The 17,373-nt window shown below is 36.9% G+C and carries 8 protein-coding genes; 3 read left to right on the top strand and 5 right to left on the bottom strand.

Annotated features, from left to right (window positions below):
• The first annotated feature begins 42 nt into the window (after positions 1 to 42).
• Together OO013_RS10850 and OO013_RS10845 are read left to right on the top strand one after the other, a co-directional pair.
• Positions 43 to 7,935 carry a PKD-like domain-containing protein gene (locus tag OO013_RS10850; RefSeq protein ID WP_266056826.1) on the top strand — a complete coding sequence of 2,631 codons (7,893 nt, stop codon included), beginning with the start codon at positions 43 to 45 and terminating at the stop codon, positions 7,933 to 7,935.
• Between the two features lie 70 nt (positions 7,936 to 8,005).
• On the top strand, positions 8,006 to 10,843 hold the full coding sequence (locus tag OO013_RS10845) for a PAS domain-containing sensor histidine kinase (RefSeq protein ID WP_266056825.1): 2,838 nt from the start codon (positions 8,006 to 8,008) through the stop codon (positions 10,841 to 10,843).
• Between the two features lie 10 nt (positions 10,844 to 10,853).
• Here the strand turns inward: OO013_RS10845 and tyrS are convergent, their stop codons facing one another.
• A complete protein-coding gene (tyrS, locus tag OO013_RS10840) occupies positions 10,854 to 12,134 on the bottom strand; it encodes a tyrosine--tRNA ligase (protein WP_266056824.1) in 1,281 nt (426 codons plus the stop codon).
• Positions 12,135 to 12,320: 186 nt separating this feature from the next.
• On the opposite strand from tyrS, the gene OO013_RS10835 reads away from it, so the two are divergent.
• Positions 12,321 to 12,920, top strand: a complete 600-nt coding sequence (locus OO013_RS10835; protein ID WP_266056823.1) for a tetratricopeptide repeat protein — start codon at positions 12,321 to 12,323, stop codon at positions 12,918 to 12,920.
• A 46-nt stretch (positions 12,921 to 12,966) separates the two neighbouring features.
• On the opposite strand, the gene OO013_RS10830 is transcribed toward OO013_RS10835, so the two are convergent.
• The 4 genes from OO013_RS10830 to fbaA all read right to left on the bottom strand — a co-directional run bounded on the left by OO013_RS10830 (position 12,967) and on the right by fbaA (position 17,372).
• Entirely contained in the window at positions 12,967 to 13,857 is an 891-nt protein-coding gene (locus OO013_RS10830; protein WP_266056822.1) for a 3-hydroxyacyl-CoA dehydrogenase family protein, read from the bottom strand.
• 99 nt (positions 13,858 to 13,956) lie between these two features.
• The gene (locus OO013_RS10825; RefSeq protein ID WP_137090566.1) at positions 13,957 to 14,316 is read right to left on the bottom strand and encodes an arsenate reductase family protein; all 360 of its coding nucleotides are present in this window, start codon (positions 14,314 to 14,316) and stop codon (positions 13,957 to 13,959) included.
• A gap of 110 nt (positions 14,317 to 14,426) precedes the next feature.
• Positions 14,427 to 16,244, bottom strand: a complete 1,818-nt coding sequence (locus OO013_RS10820) for a glycoside hydrolase family 13 protein (RefSeq protein ID WP_266056821.1) — start codon at positions 16,242 to 16,244, stop codon at positions 14,427 to 14,429.
• A gap of 48 nt (positions 16,245 to 16,292) precedes the next feature.
• Positions 16,293 to 17,372 (bottom strand): class II fructose-bisphosphate aldolase, encoded by a 1,080-nt coding sequence (gene fbaA, locus OO013_RS10815; RefSeq protein WP_266056820.1) that lies wholly within the window; start codon positions 17,370 to 17,372, stop codon positions 16,293 to 16,295.
• Position 17,373 lies beyond the last annotated feature (1 nt).

The following is a 17,373-nucleotide window of genomic DNA, read 5'->3' as shown; positions in this document are numbered from 1 at the left end:
CCAACACCAACGGGCAGTGCGACCGTAACTGTATCACCACAAGTGAGTGGCAACCTGTCTGCTGATGCCTCGGCGATCTGTGCTGGTGAATCAGTTGATCTAAGCTTCACCTTATCAGGATCTTCGACAACGTATGATGTGACTTATACCGATGGCACCACTCCGGTGACCTTAACAGGAATCAGTAATGGGCATGTAGAAACAATCACCCCGTCAGCAGCGGCTATTTATAGCCTGACCAGCATTACCGCAAATGCTTCAGGATGTACGACTACTTCTAACCTGAGTGGCACACCAACAGTGACCGTGAATCCACTACCGGATGGCAGTCTATCGGGCGGAGCAACCGTATGTGCCGGAGGCTCAACGAATTTGACCTTTAACTTTGCTGCTGGAACAGCACCATTTGATGTGGTGTATACCGATGGTACGACCAACTTTACAGCAAATAATATCACCGATGGGGCGACAGTGAGTGTCTCTCCATCAACAACGACGACTTATACATTAGTCAGTGTGACGGATGACAACGGATGTAGTGATCCAACACCAACGGGCAGTGCGACCGTAACTGTATCACCACAAGTGAGTGGCAACCTGTCTGCTGATGCCTCGGCGATCTGTGCTGGTGAATCAGTTGATCTAAGCTTCACCTTATCAGGATCTTCGACAACGTATGATGTGACTTATACCGATGGCACCACTCCGGTGACCTTAACAGGAATCAGTAATGGGCATATAGAAACAATCACCCCGTCAGCAACGGCTACTTATAGTATCACGAGTATCACGGCCAACTCTTCATCTTGTTCGACGACGAGCAATGTGAGTGGCACACCAACAGTGACCGTGAATCCACTACCGGATGGCAGTCTATCGGGCGGGGCAACCGTATGTGCCGGTGGCTCAACGAATTTGACCTTTAACTTTGCTGCTGGTACGGCACCATTTGATGTGGTGTATACCGATGGCACGACCAACTTTACAGCAAATAATATCACCGATGGGACGACAGTGAGTGTCTCTCCATCAACAACGACGACTTATACATTAGTCAGTGTGACGGATGACAACGGATGTAGTGATCCAACACCAACGGGCAGTGCGACCGTAACTGTATCACCACAAGTGAGTGGCAACCTGTCTGCTGATGCCTCGGCGATCTGTGCTGGTGAATCAGTTGATCTAAGCTTCACCTTATCAGGCTCTTCGACTACCTACGATGTTACTTATACCGATGGCACCACTCCGGTGACCTTAACAGGAATCAGTAATGGGCATATAGAAACAATCACCCCGTCAGCAACGGCTACTTATAGTATCACGAGTATCACGGCCAACTCTTCATCTTGTTCGACGACGAGCAATGTGAGTGGCACACCAACAGTGACCGTGAATCCACTACCGGATGGCAGTCTTTCAGGTGGAGCAACCGTATGTGCCGGTGGCTCAACGAATTTGACCTTTAACTTTGCTGCTGGAACAGCACCATTTGATGTGGTGTATACCGATGGTACGACCAACTTTACAGCAAATAATATTACCGATGGGGCGACAGTGAGTGTCTCTCCATCAACAACGACGACTTATACATTAGTCAGTGTGACGGATGACAACGGATGTAGTGATCCAACACCAACGGGCAGTGCGACCGTAACTGTATCACCACAAGTGAGTGGCAACCTGTCTGCTGATGCCTCGGCGATCTGTGCCGGGGAGAGTGTGAACCTGAGCTTTACCCTTGCGGGCTCTTCGACTACCTACGATGTGACTTATACCGAGGGCACCACTCCGGTGACCTTAACAGGGATCAGTAATGGGCATGTAGAAACAATCACCCCGACAGCAACAGCAACGTATAGTATCACGAGTATCACGGCCAACTCTTCATCTTGTTCGACGACGAGCAATGTGAGTGGCACACCAACAGTGACCGTGAATCCTTTACCTAATGTAATAGCAACTCCGGTCAATGAAACTATATGTAGTGGAGAACAAACAAATATTTCATTTTCAACAGATAATGGTGTTTCTCCCGTTAGTTATTCCTGGATAGTTAGTTCAAGTGGAGCTGATATATCAGGAGCAACATCGGGATTTGGGAATTCTTTAAATCAGATATTATTTAATTCGGGTTCTTCACCACAAACCGTAACATATACAGTTTCACCAGAAAGTGAAGAGGGATGTACAGGTAATAGTATAGAAGTAACAATTACTGTAAATCCAACTCCAGAGCTTATAGTAACCAATAATACACCGGACATCTGTAGAGGAGAAACAACAGATATTCAATTATCGGGAACGACCACAGGTGCTACTATCAGTCTTGCAGCAGTAAATTATAATGGTCTGACAGGTGGTTCTTATGGTACAGGAGGAACATTCACTTACGGAGATGCGGTTACAGAGACATTAACCAATGGTGGATTAACACCGGTCACCATCGATTATGTATTCACAGTTAGTGGAAACGGATGTACCGGAATAACGATTACCGAATCAGTTACAGTTAATCCTACTCCAGACTTGACCGTGACCAATAATACACCGGACATCTGTAGCGGGGAATCTGTAAAAATCAATGTATTAAGTGGAGTAACTGGAGCAACGATCACCTTGCAGTCAGTTAATTATAATGGATTGACTGGTAGTTATACGGGAGGAGAGACCTTTACTTCACCAAGTAATTTGATAGAGAACCTTTCTAATACCACAACTGCACCGGTGACTGTGGAATATTCATTTGCGGTATCAGCTAATGGTTGTGATAATCCAGCAATTCAAACTGCGAGTGTAATTGTGAATCCGATACCGGATCTTGCTGTAACCAATAATACACCGGACATCTGTAATGGAGAAACAACAGATATTCAATTATCGGGAACGACCACAGGTACTACAATCAGTCTTGCAGCAGTAAATTATAATGGTCTGACTGGTGGTTCTTATGGTACAGGAGGAACATTCACTTACGGAGATGCGGTTACAGAGACATTAACCAATGGTGGATTAACACCGATCACCATCGATTATGTATTCACAGTTAGTGGAAACGGATGTACCGGAACAACGATTACCGAATCAGTTACAGTTAATCCTACTCCAGACTTGACCGTGACCAATAATACACCGGACATCTGTGGCGGGGAATCTGTAAAAATCAATGTATTAAGTGGAGTAGCTGGTGCAACGATCACCTTGCAGTCAGTTAATTATAATGGATTGACTGGTAGTTATACTGGAGGAGAGACCTTTACTTCACCAAGTAATTTGATAGAGAACCTTTCTAATACCACAACTGCACCGGTGACTGTGGAATATTCATTTGCGGTATCAGCTAATGGTTGTGATAATCCAGCAATTCAAACTGCGAGTGTAATTGTGAATCCGATACCGGATCTTGCTGTAACCAATAATACACCGGACATCTGTAGCGGAGAAACAACAGATATTCAATTATCGGGAACGACCACAGGTGCTACTATCAGTCTTGCAGCAGTAAATTATAATGGTCTGACTGGTGGTTCTTATGGTACAGGAGGAACATTCACTTACGGAGATGCGGTTACAGAGACATTAACCAATGGTGGATTAACACCGGTCACCATCGATTATGTATTCACAGTTAGTGGAAACGGATGTACCGGAACAACGATTACCGAATCAGTTACAGTTAATCCTACTCCAGACTTGACCGTGACCAATAATACACCGGACATCTGTAGCGGGGAATCTGTAAAAATCAATGTATTAAGTGGAGTAACTGGAGCAACGATCACCTTGCAGTCAGTTAATTATAATGGATTGACTGGTAGTTATACGGGAGGAGAGACCTTTACTTCAGCAAGTGGAGTAGTGGAAAGTTTAAATAATAACACTACAAATCCGGTCACTGTTGAATACATTTTCAGTGTTTCCGCAAACGGGTGTAATAATACTTCCACAGAAACAACAACAGTAACAGTTAGTCCTTTACCAACTATTACTAACTCTATATCTGAATTATCTGATGAAATTTGTAGTAATGATCAATTAAATTTTAATCCAGTTTCATCAGTAGCAGGAACTACTTTTAATTGGACATCATCTATTAACGGAACGATTGATCCAGCCAGCATATCAGTAAGTGGAAGTGGCGTGATTAGCGATTCACCTGTAAATACCGGTGCGGTTCAAGGATCAGTAGTTTATACAATAACACCAATAGTGAACGGATGTGCGGGACCACCAAGAGAGTACGTAGTAGTTGTGAATCCGGAAGTAAATGTAACATCTGCTTCGCAGAGCTATGAGATTTGCGGAAATGAAACTACTAATATCCAATTAATAGAGACAAGATCAATTTCAGGGGTAGTATTCAATTGGACTGTTACCTCTGATGCTAATATTTCTGGTGCAACAGACGGCTCGGGTACAGTTATTTCCCAGCTATTGCAAAATAATTCAAATGTTTCTGGTGATGTTGTTTATACAATAATACCAAGTTATAATGGTTGCCAGGGAATGCCATATGATATAACAGTTACAGTTAAACCTATTCCAACGGTTGGAGCATTACCTTCAGCAGAGTCCATTTGTAATGGTACATCAACAAATATTACACTGTCAAATCCTAATAATGTTGCAGGCACCACCTACTCTTGGACTTCTACTGCTGAGGCAAATATAACTGGCGCAACAGATGGTACTGGTAATGTGATTCAGCAGACACTATTTAATTCTGGCAATAATGCAGCTGGAGTTCAATATGAAATAACTCCAATATCAAATGGTTGTGCGGGTACACCAATAACTGCTTTTGTTACTGTAAATCCTGAATTAATAGCCGATGCAGGAAATGATCAGGTATTATGTGAAGGAACAGGAGTTACATTAGGAGGATCTCCTACAGCATCTGGTGGTTCCGGATCTTATAACTATAACTGGACCGGCCCGGATAACTTTAGTTCTGCTGTTGCTAACCCGAATAATGTAATTGCCCAGGTAGGAGTAAACACTTATACTGTTGTGGTTACAGATAGCAGAGGGTGTCAAAGCGCTCCTCAGTCAGTAAATATTACGGTTAATGATGCTCCTGAAGTATTTGCAGGTAATGATTCGCAAATCTGCCGTGATCAGGTTTTCAATCTTCAAGGAAGTATTGGAGGCTCCGCAACAGAGGCATATTGGTCATCACCAAGCGGTACTGGAGGATTTTCTCCTTCGAATTTATTTTCTGAGGCATTAACTTATACTCCAACCCAGGCAGAGATAGATGCCGGACAGGTGATATTGACTTTAACTACCAATGATCCTGCAGGGCCATGCGGGGCGGTTATAGATCAGGTATTGGTAATTATTAATGATCTGCCAAATGCGAGTTTCAGTGGATTGCCTTCTGAACTAGCAGAAAATGATCCACCAGTTGAATTAACCCCATTTAATACAGGTGGTAATTTCCTTTTCAATGGTGTTGATTTTGGAACAAATATTTTTGATCCTAATCCAAATACAGGTACAAATGCTACTTTAGGTCTAAATGATATTACTTATACATTTACAGATGGAAAAGGATGCACCAACAGTACAACACAAACTGTATTTATAAATGCTCTGACCCCAATTAATTTCTTTGTAGGAGATAGTACAGTAGATGCTTCTGGCAATCCTGTTGTATGTAGTAATGAAGGACTTCAACTGTTAGTTGGTTCACCCTTAGCTGATCAAATTAATTACGATGCTAATACGCCTCCTAACACAGTAGGATTCTTTGATGGCGCCAATGTAATTGAAATAAACGGAGAATTCTTTTTTGATCCAACTGCTGCCGGTACTGGTATTCACCAGGTCACATATACTTATACCAACGAAAACAATGCTACAAATCAATTAACAAAAGACGTTTTTGTTTTTGGTACGCCGCAAGTTGACTTTTCAGTTTCCGACCAATGTGTTAGTGATCCGGTATTATTCCAGGATGCTTCTTCGATTGAACCATCACCATTTAGTGAAGGATTGGTTTCATGGACATGGGAATTTGGAGACGAATCAATGAATGATAATAGACAAGACCCTGATCATTTATATAATAGTGCAGGGACTTACGATGTGACACTTACTACAACAACATCCAGAGGATGTACCAGTACTGGGACAAAAAGTATTAAAGTTGGAGAAGTTCCTGTTATAGATTTTCTTGTTTCAAGGGTCTGTAATGGAGATCAATCAATATTTACACCATCAGTATCATTACCAGATCAGGAAATAGTAAGATGGTTATGGGAATTCGGTGATGGTACTCAATCAGTCAATAAAAATGCGACATATACCTATCCTTCAGCAGATAAATATAACACTTCATTAACAGTTGAAACAACTGAAGGATGTATTAATACCGCAAGTCAAGAGATCTTTATTTTACCACGAGTTACTTTGGTTAATGATCCTGCGGATCCATATTTAGCTACTTTTAATATTGATACAGAAGGATGGGTTGCACAAGGTGAAAACGTGAGTTGGGAAGTTGGTATACCTTCAGCTGGAACAATAACCCCAATTGACAATGAAGCCTGGGTAACAAATGCCTCAGGATCACCTTCTGTATCAGAAGATAGCTGGGTCAATTGTCCTTGCTTTGATTTTAGTAATATGACCAGACCAATGCTAAGTCTCGATTATTTCTCAGACCTTTTTAGTGAGGATGGAGCTGTTATTCAATATTCTCTGAATGGAGGTGAAACTTGGGAAGTCCTTGGTCAAACCGGATCTGGAATAAACTGGTATACAAGTGACAAAGTGACTTCAAGGCCTGGCGATCAGGATGGATTCAATAGTTATGGCTGGAATACTTCAGAGGTTGATTGGAAAACAGGAAGAATATATTTAGATGAATTAATTGGTCAACCATCAGTAAGGATGAGAGTTGCATTTGCGACTGGGCCAAATCCTCCTTTAGGGTCAGATTTTGATGGTTTTGCACTGGATAACTTTAAAATATTTGAGAGGAGCAGAAATGTTTTAGTTGAACAATTTTCAAATCTAGCACCAGAGGTACTTACTGGTACTCAGGAAAGTATCAACAGATTGGATCAGGTAGGTGATGAAATTTTAATGATGCATTATTTTACAGATATTCCTACTGCAGATAGTCTGTATGATGCTAATAAGGCCGACCAGGGAGCAAGAGGCTTGTATTATTCTGTCTCACAAACTCCGACAACAGTTATAGATGGAAATGTGTACAACGGGTTATCATCAGACTGGCAGCTAAATACAGTTTTAACGAGGAGTTTAATTGATCCTGATTTTAAAATAGATATCGATTTTCCAGTTCCAGATGAAAGGTATATTTTAACTTTTGATATTGATATAACAAGTATATATGATAGGGCTGCTGAGGATATTTATGTTCAAACAGTAGTTGTAGAAAATGAAGTCTTATTGAGCAATGGAGATGTAATTCCAAATCTTGTTAAGGAATTTTTACCAAGTGCCGCTGGAACCTTATATAGATTTAACTGGGCACAGGGAGAAAGAAGGTCTTTAAGATTTGATTGGGAAATTGCTGCGTATGATCCTTCAGAATTAGCTGTTATTGTATTTATTCAAACAAGTTCAGGAGAAGTGTTGCAATCTAAGATATTAAAGGCTCCGGACTTTGGATATGAAAATTCTATACTTACTGGTATTGAAGATGATTTTGAAAACACCAGAGTTTTGGTTTACCCTAATCCTGCTGTAGATGAGACAACCTTATTATTAGAAGAACCAGTAAAAAAGGATACAGATCTGATATTGTATGATAGTAAAGGATCTATTGTTTATGAAGGAAAGATAATGAAAGGTGCAAAAGAAAAACAGATTGAATTATCTAATTTTTCTACTGGTATTTATAATCTACAATTAGTTTCCGAAGGTAGAGTGTTAGGCACACTTAGAGTAATTAAGAATTAGCAAAATATTTAAATTGACATTAGAAAATAAAAAATATATATTAATGTGCATATAAAACTTATAAGCCCTGATGAGTACTGACCTTACTGGTTCTCTGTTAAACGAGAGAATGAAATTATTTTTTGAGGCAGCTGAAAAACCTTTTCTTATTTTACATTTTAACGGTGAGTTTCTGTCAATAATATCCTCTTCTTTTAATGCAACAGAAAAAGATATTTTTGATTTCCAGAATGAAATAAGAAAAATTGATTTTTCATTAATTCTTCCAGGCGGTGTATTTATTTTTAATCATCAGACTTATAAAATATGCCAAATAATCCGTTCATTTGACGATAATAATATTTTTTACGGTGTTTTATTAAAAGAGGGGGAATTGCCTATTTCAAAACTCCCTGAACTCAATTTTAATGAAAGAGCTAATAAAGTCGTTGTAAAAAAAGACACAGGACAGATACACAGTGCTTCAAAAGGGTTTTGTGAGATATTTGATTTTGGTTGGAGTGAATTATTGGGGACTAGTGTATCTGATATTTTTGGTATAAAAACACAGGAACTACTTGCCAAAGGAGTGAGTTCCTTTAAAGGTAAATTATCTCTAACTTCTAAAGGTGGGGTGAAATGGGGTAATATCAAGGTCCTTGAATCTTATATAATAGAGGATAAGGAGTTTTTAATTTTGAATTTTGATGATCTTACTGAAAGTCATTTGCGGAGTTTACAGTACTTTCAAATGATGAGACAATTCGGTGAATCAATCTTAGTTGTTGATTTGCAATCAAGAAAAATAATTGACCTTAATAATGCTACAATTGATCTAACTGAGCTTTCTCAACAAGATCTTTTATCAAAGGAGATAATAGAAATTTTACCTGATTTATATCCGATAAGTGATGGGGGCTTTAGTGTCTGGGTAAAAACTATTAAGGAATTGTCAAATAGCGGTGAGAATTATATTAAACGTTGCACCCTTAAATCTAAACATTCAAAAATAACAGTTGAAGCGTCGGTTCATTACCATTATTTGGACAATAAAGGTTATTTCACTGTTTTATTAAGAGATATAACAAGGCAATTGAAATCGGAATTCTCTCTCAAGGATAGTAAAGAGAAATTGCAAATTCTTTTCAATAATGTCGGTTACGGAATTATAGTAACTAGTCCTTCCGATATAATTTTACGAGTTAATAAAACCTTTCAAAAGCTGTCTGACTTTACTGAAGCTGATCTGGTAGGTCGACCTATTGAATCAATTTTTTCAGAAATACCTCCATTAACCAAAATAGATCCAATTCATAGAAATAATTCAAACTCCAGGATTGTAAGCTTATCTAATATTAAACATAAGGAAATCTATATATCACTAAAGAAATCAAAAGTTAGAAGCTCTGATAATGGGGTTCGGTCTCATATTTATGTTTTGGAAGATGTTACTGATTATTTAATGACATATCAAAAAAGTAAGGACCAGGAGTCATTATTGGAATCAGTTAATGAAAACCTTAAAGAAGCTATATATAGGTGTATTAAAGGGAAAGGACTTGTGTACGCAAATAAAGCTTTTTTAGACCTTTTCGGATTTAAAGATCTTGATGAAGCTTTGACAACATCTGAAAGCGAGTTGAATGATTATTACCTTAATGGAGATAGAAGAAAATCGATTTTAATACAAGCAAGAAATAGGGGATATATAAAAAGTGCAGAGGCTGAATTTGTAAGAAGAGATGGTACTAAATGGTGGGGGTTACTTAATTGTACTGTAAATAAAAATGCTAATGATGAATGGATTATTGATGGAGCAATTGTCGATATTTCCTTAAGAAAAGAAGCAGAAGAAAAAGCCAGGGCAAACCAGGATTTATTAAAATCAGTAAACGAAAATATTCATGATGCAATTTACAGAAGTACTGTAGATGAAAAAGTCATATATGCTAATAAGGCATTTCTAAATCTTTTTGGATTAGATGAAAACATAAATCTGGATCAAATCAATCCCCAAAATCTGTATAGAAATAAAACAGATAGAAACGAAATAATAAGAGAAGTTGAAGAAAAGGGGATGGTTAGAAACAGGGAAATTTTTTTCTTAAGAGAAGATGGATCTGGATTTTGGGGGTTAACTAGTATCAGTAAAATGGTTGGAGAAGATGGCAGACAATATTTAAATGGTGCAATAAGAGATATTACTGATCGGAAAATAGCCCAAACTAACCTCAAAAAGAAAAATGAAGAATTAAAGAAAATCAATTCTCAGTTAGATAGATTTGTTTATAGTGCCAGCCATGATCTTAGAGCTCCCTTAACCTCACTTTTAGGTCTAATTAATATTGCTGAAAAAGATAAAGAAAATCTAGAGCAATATTTAGAATTAATGAAAAAGAGCATTTTCAAACAAGATGGATTTATAAAAGATATCATTGATTTTTCCCGAAATAAGGAGATTCCTGAGAAAATTGAAAGAATTGATCCAGGGGATTTTATTACAGAAATTCTTGATAATTTGATCTATGGAAATCCGGATGATAGAATTAAAGTTAATGTTATCATTGAAAATAATATATCAGAGATATTTTGTGATTCGAAAAGGTTATCAATTATTCTGTCAAATCTTATTTCAAATTCTTTCAAATATGCTGACTTTAACAAAGAAAGACCCTATGTTAATATAAGTGTATCTGCAGATCCGAGTTATGCAATATTTGAAATAGAAGACAATGGTATTGGAATCAGTGAAAAGTATTTAGGTAAAATTTTTGATATGTTTTTCAGGGCTCACGACACATCATTCGGTTCGGGAATAGGCCTTTATATTGTAAAAGAGACTATCGAAAAATTGAGGGGAAAAATATTCGTAGAGTCAACAATTAAAAAAGGCACCAAGTTTATAGCCATGGTGCCTAATAGAAAATGATTTATTTTAATTAAATGATTTTTACAAAAAAGTAATTTTTTCTTCCTTTTTGTATCAGATAATATTTTTCAGCTAGCGGGTCAATTTCAAGAAGTGCATTTCCATCCGTGATCTTTTCTTTATTTATAGAAATACCACCTTCTTTAATCATTCTTCGGGCTTCTCCTTTACTTTTGAAGATCAAATCTCCAATGTGTTCACCCAGAAAATCTACATAACTGATCTCACCAGGAGAACTGATTTCTTTTTGGGGTACTGTTTCAAAAACTTGTAATAAAGTTTTTTCACCTAAGGAATCGAAATCTGAAATAGTAGCTTTTTTATCGAAAAGTATTTTTGAAGCTTTTTTAGCGGTTTCAAGTTCTTCTTCACCATGAACCATTTTGGTAATATCGTCAGCCAGGGCATTTTGAAGAGTACGCATATGTGGTGCTTCTTCATGTTGCTTTTCAAGAGTTTCAATTTCCTCCTTTGTTTTTAGCGTAAATACTCTGATAAGCTTCTTACTGTCTTCATCTGAACAGTTCAGCCAGAATTGATAAAACTGGTAAGGTGAAGTCATATCAGGGTCAAGCCAGATATTTCCGCCCTCAGACTTTCCAAATTTTGATCCATCTGCTTTGGTTACCAAAGGAGCTGTAAGTGCATAAGCTTCTCCCTGGGCCTTTCTGCGAATGTACTCAGTTCCAGTTGTAATATTACCCCATTGATCGGATCCTCCCATTTGGATCTTTACATTGTGATTGGCGTATAAATGGTAAAAGTCGTATCCCTGAAGCAATTGATATGTGAACTCGGTAAATGAAATACCAGTTTCAAGCCTTTTTTTGACACTATCTTTTGCTAGCATGTAATTAACAGAAATATGTTTCCCGTTGTCTCTCAAAAATTCCAGAAAACCGAAATCCTTAAACCAATCATAATTATTTAATACAACTGCAGAATTTTCACCACTATCAAAATCAAGAAATTGCTCCAATTGTATTTTGATTCCTGATTGATTTTCACGCAAGGTTTCTTCGTCGAGTAATTTCCTTTCAGAAGCTTTGAAAGAAGGATCTCCAATCATACCAGTTGCGCCTCCAACTAAAGCAACAGGTTTATGTCCAGCTCTTTGAAAATGAACCAATAACATGATCGTTGCCAGGTTTCCGATGTGAAGTGACTTTGCAGTAGGATCAAAACCAATATATCCTGCCGTTAATTCTTTTTTAAGTTGTTCCTCAGTGCCCGGAGTCATATCGTGCACCATTCCTCTCCATCGTAGTTCTTCTATAAAATCTGGCTTCATAGATATATTTACTTTTTTTTAAATTTTTGGCAAATATAATGTTCATTTTTTGTTTAAGAGATAAAATCATGAATAATCCTTATCCGTGTTGAATAGCTATTAATTATTTAACTTTGCCTTTCGTTAAGTTTTGTGGTTTTAGTCTATCATTGCTTTCAATTTATTATACAATTAAAAGGAAAATTTATGTTGAAATTACGTCTTTATTTGACGGTATTAATATTGGTCTTCGCAGTCTCTTGTGGAAGCGACCTTTCTGACAAGGGAGATCAATTATACAAACAAGGTAAATACGAAGAGGCAGTTGAGGCTTATTCTGAATATTTGGAAACCTATCCTAATAATGAGATTGTTATTTATAACAGGGGTAGGAGCTATGAAGAACTAGGGCAATATGATAAAGCAATTGCTGATTATGAAAAGGTACTTAAAATTGATGACAGGCATATGAATAGCAGATTAGGCCTAGCCTCGTTATTTTATAAAAACAAAGACTATCCTTCTGCAGAAATAATACTGACTGAATCAATGAAAATCAGTCCTGAAAATCCCAATGTATATGCACTTAGAGGGAAGGTTAATTTTCAGATGAGTGAATTTACACAAGCGATTACAGATCTTTCAAATGCTATAAAAATTAAGCCCGATATGGCCGAAGCATACTACTATAGAGGTTTAGCTTATATTGGGGGTAATAAAAAATCTAGTGGATGTGCAGATCTTCAAAAGGCTCTGTCAATGGGTATTGATGTAGCACAAAATTCGATTAATAGTTATTGTAAATAATTCTTATTTAAAGTAAGAAAAAAGGGAGCTCGAAAGCTCCCTTTTTTTATTTTTTGAAATTATCTGAAACGATAAGATCTTTAGTTCCATGTGAATAGGAATAAAATCCTTCTCCTGATTTAACACCTAATTTGCCGGCTTGTACCATGTTTACTAATAATGGGCAAGGAGCATATTTAGGGTTCCCAAGGCCATCATGCAATACCCTTAATATTGAAAGACAAACATCGAGACCAATAAAATCGGCTAATTGTAAGGGCCCCATCGGGTGAGCCATTCCAAGTTTCATCACAGTGTCAATTTCCTCAACTCCTGCTACTCCTTCAAATAGAGAATATATAGCCTCGTTTATCATTGGCATTAATATCCTATTTGCAACAAAGCCCGGATAATCATTTACTTCTACCGGAACTTTACCAACATCTTTAGAAAGTTTCATTATAGTATTGGTAACTTCATCTGAAGTGGCATATCCCCTGATTACTTCAACTAATTTCATAACAGGAACCGGATTCATAAAATGCATACCGATAACTTTATCTGGTCTTTCCGTAACGGCACCAATTTTAGTTATGCTTATGGAAGAAGTATTTGTCGATAAGATACAATCAGCTGGAGTTAGCTTGTCCAGTTCTCTGAAAATATCCAGTTTGATATCTACGTTTTCTGTAGCAGCCTCTACAACCAGGTCAGCATTTTTAACTCCATCTTCCATAGAAGTAGTAAAAGTAATATTTGAAAGAGTAGAGTTTTTAGCATCTTCATCGATCAATTCTTTTTTTATTTGACGATCAAGATTTTTAGTAATTGTAGCCTTCGCTTTTTCCAATGCTTTTTCATTGATATCAACAAGATTTACGGCAAAGTTACTTTGTGCAAATACGTGCGCGATACCATTACCCATGGTGCCTGAACCAATAACTGAGATATTTTTCATTTTAATGTCTGTTTATTGAGTTTGTGGCCCTGAAATTAAAAAATCCAATGCTCTTCGAAAAGAACATTGGATAAAAGCTTTTTAATTTTGGTTGATAGATTAAGCTAATTTAAAAATATCAGAAGGTTTTTCGCAAAGGACTGCTTTTTTATTTCTTATGACAATAGGAGCTCTGATTAAGTCAGGATTGTTGTATAATACATTTAACCAACCTTCCATTGTATATGCATGTCCTCTGACCTTTTCCTGATATTTAGGATCAGCTTTGTTCAGTAATCTTTTTGGAGGAATATTAAGCATGTTAATAATTTCCTTCCACATAAGCTTACTGACCCGAGTGCGATTGTAATCGACATCATTAACATGATTAGACACTGAATAAGCATATGCTTTTGTTTGCTTACCGCTATTCGTTGCCGAATCATAGATGATCATGAGTTCATTTGGGTGAAATTGCATGGCAGTAACTATTGGTGTAGATAAATAATATAATAAATTATTTCCATATTTCAAATATTACCTTTTGCCATATGGTTATTCAATTGGTTATTTATCAGTCATTTAGCTCATTAAAAATCAAGAATTAGAGCCTGGTTTGGATTTAAGGTGATTTTATCTTCAACAATTAAACTTTGACCTGAGATTATCTCTTTGGCTTTTTCTCCTTCTTTAACTGATTCACTAAATCTGGAAAGATCGAGCGTTTGTTCACTATCATTATTATTTATTATGACCACTACTTTATCATTATCACTTCTCCTTTCATAAAAATAAATTTCATTTTCTGGGATATAGTGCTTTAAACTTCCTCTGGCAATAGCCTCTGAATTTTTTCTCCAATTGAGAATTTTCTTCATGAAGTCAAGTGATTCATTTTGGCTGTCGGAAACATTTTTACCTGTAAAGATATTGACCTTGTCATTTTTCCAGCCTCCTGGAAAGTCTTCTCTTAATACACCATGGTCTCCATGACCATCCATTAATATTTCTGTACCATATAGTATTTGTGGTATTCCCCTTGTTGTTAATAAAACGGTTAATGAAAGTTTGAATTTTTCAAAATCATTATCAAGAACATGAAAAATTCGATCCATATCATGATTGTCTACAAAGATTTTATGCATGAAAGGGTCAGTGTATATAAAATCTTTTGCCATGACTTCATATATGCTATATACACTTCCCTCAGGTTTAAAGGCTTCTTGTATTGCGAAACACACTGGAAAGTCTGAAATACTAGGTAGTTTGGAATTGTACTCACTATCACTTGAATTCGGTTTTCTCGACCAGTAAGATTCAAAGGACGCATTATTCAACCAGGTTTCTCCAACAATAAAAAATCCTGGATATTCCTTTTTAACTCTTTCAACCCAGTTAGCCATCATTACTTTATCTGGATAGGGGTAAGTATCCATTCTGATGCCGTCAATTTTAGCATATTCTATCCACCATAAACTTGTTTGTATGAGGTAATCAGCTAATAGTTCATTATCCTGATTAAGATCCGGCATTGTTTTAACAAACCAACCATTAACCATTTTTTTATAATCATAATTTGAAGCATATGGATCAGAAACAACAGAGCCTGTATAATTGGTTTGTGTAAATTCCGGCCATTGATGGATCCAATTTTCAGTTGGCAGGTCTTTCATCCAATAATGATTTGATCCGATATGATTAAAAATCAGGTCCATTATTACTTTTAAGCCTTTTTCATGGGATTTTTCAACGAATTGTTTGTATAAGTTGTTGCTTCCCAGTCTTTTATCGATGTGATAATAATCAGTTATAGAGTATCCATGATAACTATAAGACTCCATATTATTTTCCTGAACGGGGTTAAGCCAAACCGTGGTAATTCCAAGCTCCTCAAGATAGTCTAGATGATCGATTACCCCCTGGATATCACCTCCGTGTTTTCCACCAGGATTTTCTCTGTTACTTTTTTCAAGATAGCCTTCAATGTTGTTTGTTTCCGGATCACCATCAGCAAATCTATCTGGCATTAATAAATACATCACATCTGAAGGTGAAATCTGATTTATATTATGGTGCTTTTCTTTTTTATATAATTGATATTCTATCTCAGTTGTCTTTCCATTTTTAGAAAACGAGATATTAACAGGTCCCTCTTTTCTATTATTATTAATTTCCAGATAAAGGAATATATAATTTTCATTTGCTGTGGTAATTTTTCTTTTAAGGAAAACACCATCATCTTTAATTATTACTTTTGAATCGGCAATATCTTTACCATATATCATTAACTGGAAGGTTGGTTCTTCCATTCCAATAAACCAGTGCAGCGGCTCTGTTTTTTTTATATCAGGTTGGGAAAATAAAACTAGCGGAAAAATAAATGCTGTTAGTAATAAGATGTTTTTCATGATTATAATAAAAAAAGAGGCTCTTTTAATAAGAGCCTCAAATGATATTTAAAAATTTCTATTATTTGCATTTAAGTCTTCAAATGCCTGAGCTAATCGTTTTTTGAAGGAATCTTCTCCTTTGCGAAGCCAGACTCTCGGATCATAATACTTTTTGTTTGGTTTATCATCACCATCAGGATTTCCAATTTGTGCCTGGAGATATCCTTCATTTTCTTTATAGTAGTTCTTTATACCGTCCCAAAAAGCCCATTGAAGATCTGTATCAATATTCATTTTAATGGCTCCATAACCGATTGCTTCAGTTATTTTTTCAGGTTCAGAACCAGATCCGCCATGGAAAACGAAATTCACCGGGTTAGGTTCAGTATTGAATTTTTCCTGAATATATTCCTGAGAGTTTTTAAGAATTTCAGGAGTTAATTCTACGTTACCTGGCTTATAAACGCCATGAACATTACCAAAAGCAGCTGCAACAGTAAAGTTAGGGCTGATTTTTAATAACTCTTCATAAGCATAAGCAACCTCTTCAGGCTGAGTATAAAGCTTAGAGCTGTCAATATTTGTATTATCAACGCCGTCTTCTTCACCACCTGTGACACCCAGTTCAATTTCAAGTGTCATACCCAGCTTATCCATTCTTTCCAGATATTGCTTACTTATGGCAATATTTTCATCGAGGGGTTCTTCAGATAAGTCGATCATATGACTGCTGAATAATGGCTGGCCATGTTGTTTGTAATATTCCTCACCAGCATCTAAAAGACCGTCGATCCATGTTAATAGTTTTTTTGCAGCATGGTCTGTGTGAAGAATAACAGAAACTCCGTAATGCTTAGCCATCTGGTGCACATGATGAGCTCCGCTAACTGCCCCGGCAATGGCTGCTTTTTGATTTTCATTACTTAATCCCTTACCGGCATAAAAGGCAGCTCCACCATTTGAAAATTGAATGATAACAGGGCTATTAACATCTCTTGCAGTTTCGAGAACTGCATTAATGCTATCTGTTCCAATTACATTTACTGCAGGGAGAGCATAATTATTTGCATTAGCATGTGCTAGTAACTCTTTAACTTCTTCTCCCCAAAGAACACCGCTTCTTAAGGTTTTCTTTACTTCAGACATA

It is taken from the genome of Mangrovivirga halotolerans (genome assembly GCF_026241165.1).
GTDB lineage: Bacteria > Bacteroidota > Bacteroidia > Cytophagales > Cyclobacteriaceae > Mangrovivirga > Mangrovivirga halotolerans.
Note: the sequence above shows the minus strand (reverse complement) of the source record. Positions and strands in the feature narration are given on the sequence as shown.

Excerpts from the sequence above, each read along its gene's own strand:
- OO013_RS10845 (WP_266056825.1), top strand. The coding sequence starts at position 8,006 with ATGAGTACTGACCTTACTGGTTCTCTGTTAAACGAGAGAATGAAATTA.
- tyrS (WP_266056824.1), bottom strand. The coding sequence starts at position 12,134 with ATGAAGCCAGATTTTATAGAAGAACTACGATGGAGAGGAATGGTGCAC.
- OO013_RS10835 (WP_266056823.1), top strand. The coding sequence starts at position 12,321 with ATGTTGAAATTACGTCTTTATTTGACGGTATTAATATTGGTCTTCGCA.
- OO013_RS10830 (WP_266056822.1), bottom strand. The coding sequence starts at position 13,857 with ATGAAAAATATCTCAGTTATTGGTTCAGGCACCATGGGTAATGGTATC.
- OO013_RS10825 (WP_137090566.1), bottom strand. The coding sequence starts at position 14,316 with ATGCAATTTCACCCAAATGAACTCATGATCATCTATGATTCGGCAACG.
- OO013_RS10820 (WP_266056821.1), bottom strand. The coding sequence starts at position 16,244 with ATGAAAAACATCTTATTACTAACAGCATTTATTTTTCCGCTAGTTTTA.
- fbaA (WP_266056820.1), bottom strand. The coding sequence starts at position 17,372 with ATGTCTGAAGTAAAGAAAACCTTAAGAAGCGGTGTTCTTTGGGGAGAA.